We start from the raw sequence: 3,180 nt of genomic DNA on the forward strand, positions 1-3,180 counted from the left end.
GTTGTATCCGCTCTGTCAGGTGACATAGCAACCATAGATGCTGCTGTGCGCGTTTGAATCGTTTGAGTTTACTACCGTAATAGTTGATGAGCTCACCGAAGTGTTGTCGATTTTTAAGAGACAGATTAAGCCCATCGATAACGCCATTGATTTGCGTGCGCCATGGCGCTAACTGATGATAAAGGGCAAGCTCTTTTTTAAGTTCAGGTACGGTCAGACTTTTTGCACCGCCTCTGAGCTGGTTCAGGCTTAGTCCGTCATCAATGGCTGTTATGCTGTCCAGAAAGACGTGAAGTTCAGGACTGGTGAGTTGATTAAGTTGGTGCGCCAGGTCTTTTCTGACCTGCTGCATCGCTCTGCTTATCAGTCTCTGGAGTACGGTGTACCTAGGGATAGCAATGCTGTGACAGCAAGGATAGTATCCCTGCCCCAGGGTCTGTAGAGATTGTTCATTGGGGGCATTTTGTTCTGGCTTGGGATGTTATAGCCGATCCAGAAATGCCATTTGATGAAACCCATAAGCTCAACACAATGCAGCTTGCATTGAGAGCCCTGCCTGGTTTGACGGAGTGGCAGAGCTTTTCTGAAAGAGCATTCTCTACTGAGGGAGCTAAGAAGCCACACATTCTGGTGATCATTGATAGAGCGAATCTAGAATCGCCTCTGGAGTTGATAGTGGCGCACTCTGAGTCTCCAGTGATGAACGCAGAAAGTATCCAGTCGATCGTAGACAGCTACGTTAAGGAACAGTGAAGATGACTGATCGAAGGGACGATGATCCCACTTTCGTGGGAAGGTCTGCTGAGCTCGACCTGCTTGCCAAAGAAGCAACGATTTTGGACGCATCCGAGAACGACAATACCAATAGAGCATTGGAGAATGCGGTCAAACACTTCACAAAGGTCTTTGGCGGTCGGCTCCCATGCACAGATGAAGACCTGAAAAACTACCTCGTGATGTACGCTGGTAAGCTGAGTGTTGCAACTCTGGAACAGCGCAGGGTTCTCATTGGCCGTTGGCACAAAGAAAACGGCTTTGAGCATAATCCTAATGATTCAGAGCTTGTGCGGAAAATAATGCGGGGAATACGGCGGAAGTTTGGTAAAAAGCCTAAGCAGGCAAAACCGGCTCCGTTAAGAGTCATTGAAAAAGTATGTTCGCACCTGGATGAAGTTCAGGAAAGCATTAAGGATGAAAAGAATAGCCAGAAGCTGAGAGCTATCAGAGACAAGGCCATGCTGCTAACGGCGTTCTGGTTTGGATTGCGCTCCGACGAACTCATTAACATCCGTGCTTGTGACATCAAATTTCATTGGGATGGCGATACCCCATATTTCGAGTTATTTCTTCCAAAATCGAAAACGGATAGAGATGGCCAGGGAACGACAAAGAAACTGGATTCACTGCCAAACCTATGTCCTATGCGAGCGATTAGAGACTGGATTGAAGCAAGGTGCAGAGGTGTCGATGTAAAATCCTTTAGAGAAAGCGAAGTACCTCTATTTGCAAAAGTTAGTCGTTGGGGAGATGTCTCAGAAACCCATATACATCCAAACTCGATCAACAAGCTTTTCAAAGGGCTTTTGGAATCCGGAGGCGTTGATCCAGAGGAATATAGTACCCATAGTATGCGCCGTGGCGTTGCGAACTGGATTATAGATTCTGGAGCTTCTGTTGCTGAACTGAAAGAGTGGATCGGTTGGAGAGATACCAGAACAGCAATGCGTTACCTGGATGGTAAGTCTTCCCTGCCAAGCAAGATTATTGAGAGGAAGTTACAGACAGGATCACTTCTCAGCGATACAAACCCTAGACGGCTCAGTAGCCCTGAAGATTAACAGGGCTGTTTGAGGTAAGCTGTCAGTCAATTTAGGTGTCTGATTGTCAGCTTAATGGCGAATGAAACGACATTTCGGGTAGTTGCTGCATCCCAGGAACTGTTTTCCTTCGTTTGTTCCACGTTTGGACGTTCTCATAACGAGAGAACCGCCACATCTAGGACAGTTGGTCGTATCCCTTTCATCAGGGGTTGTATTTGTCATTTTCTTTAGTGATTTAGCGTGAGCGATATGCTTTCGCTTGTTTGTGAATGAGTTATCTAGTTTACCTCGACTAAGGGGTTCTAGGGATTTTCCGTCCAAAAACGACAAAGTGCTCTGGAGGCCACGCCGTCCGCGGCCTCCAGAGGGGTATTACTTTTTTGGCGCTTCACATAGCCAGTCACAATAAATCAATCACTTAGCAGTCTGAATGTCGCATTTGGACGGAAAATCCCTAGAACCCCAGGGAGGACTTTCCGCAACCGGCCGTTCGATGCGGCACCGATGGCCTTCGCGCAGGGGTAGTGAATCCGCCAGGATTGACTTGCGCTGCCCTACCTCTCACTAGTGAGGGGCGGCAGCGCATCAAGCGGTGAGCGCACTCCGGCACCGCCAACTTTCAGCACATGCGTGTAAATCATCGTCGTAGAGACGTCGGAATGGCCGAGCAGATCCTGCACGGTTCGAATGTCGTAACCGCTGCGGAGCAAGGCCGTCGCGAACGAGTGGCGGAGGGTGTGCGGTGTGGCGGGCTTCGTGATGCCTGCTTGTTCTACGGCACGTTTGAAGGCGCGCTGAAAGGTCTGGTCATACATGTGATGGCGACGCACGACACCGCTCCGTGGATCGGTCGAATGCGTGTGCTGCGCAAAAACCCAGAACCACGGCCAGGAATGCCCGGCGCGCGGATACTTCCGCTCAAGGGCGTCGGGAAGCGCAACGCCGCTGCGGCCCTCGGCCTGGTCCTTCAGCCACCATGCCCGTGCACGCGACAGCTGCTCGCGCAGGCTGGGTGCCAAGCTCTCGGGTAACATCAAGGCCCGATCCTTGGAGCCCTTGCCCTCCCGCACGATGATCGTGCCGTGATCGAAATCCAGATCCTTGACCCGCAGTTGCAAACCCTCACTGATCCGCATGCCCGTTCCATACAGAAGCTGGGCGAACAAACGATGCTCGCCTTCCAGAAAACCGAGGATGCGAACCACTTCATCCGGGGTCAGCACCACCGGCAAGCGCCGCGACGGCCGAGGTCTTCCGATCTCCTGAAGCCAGGGCAGATCCGTGCACAGCACCTTGCCGTAGAAGAACAGCAAGGCCGCCAATGCCTGACGATGCGTGGAGACCGAAACCTTGCGCTCGT

The 3,180-nt window shown here is 51.2% G+C and carries 3 protein-coding genes and 1 pseudogene; 1 reads left to right on the plus strand and 3 read right to left on the minus strand.

Annotated features, from left to right (window positions below):
• Window positions 1-406, minus strand: a pseudogene (locus FJM67_RS17105) (Tn3 family transposase); the annotation flags it as partial.
• A gap of 349 nt (window positions 407-755) precedes the next feature.
• On the opposite strand from FJM67_RS17105, the gene FJM67_RS17110 reads away from it, so the two are divergent.
• On the plus strand, window positions 756-1,838 hold the full coding sequence (locus FJM67_RS17110; RefSeq protein ID WP_140591898.1) for a site-specific integrase: 1,083 nt from the start codon (window positions 756-758) through the stop codon (window positions 1,836-1,838).
• Window positions 1,839-1,889: 51 nt separating this feature from the next.
• Here the strand turns inward: FJM67_RS17110 and FJM67_RS18025 are convergent, their stop codons facing one another.
• A complete protein-coding gene (locus FJM67_RS18025) occupies window positions 1,890-2,042 on the minus strand; it encodes a topoisomerase DNA-binding C4 zinc finger domain-containing protein (RefSeq protein ID WP_181161546.1) in 153 nt (50 codons plus the stop codon).
• Window positions 2,043-2,374: 332 nt separating this feature from the next.
• Window positions 2,375-3,180, minus strand: an 806-nt coding sequence (gene intI1 / locus FJM67_RS17120) for a class 1 integron integrase IntI1 (protein ID WP_050195748.1), incomplete at its 5' end; no start/stop codon positions are given.

Origin of the sequence: Maribrevibacterium harenarium (assembly GCF_006385675.1) — a bacterium.
Lineage (GTDB): Bacteria > Pseudomonadota > Gammaproteobacteria > Pseudomonadales > Marinomonadaceae > Marinomonas > Marinomonas harenarium.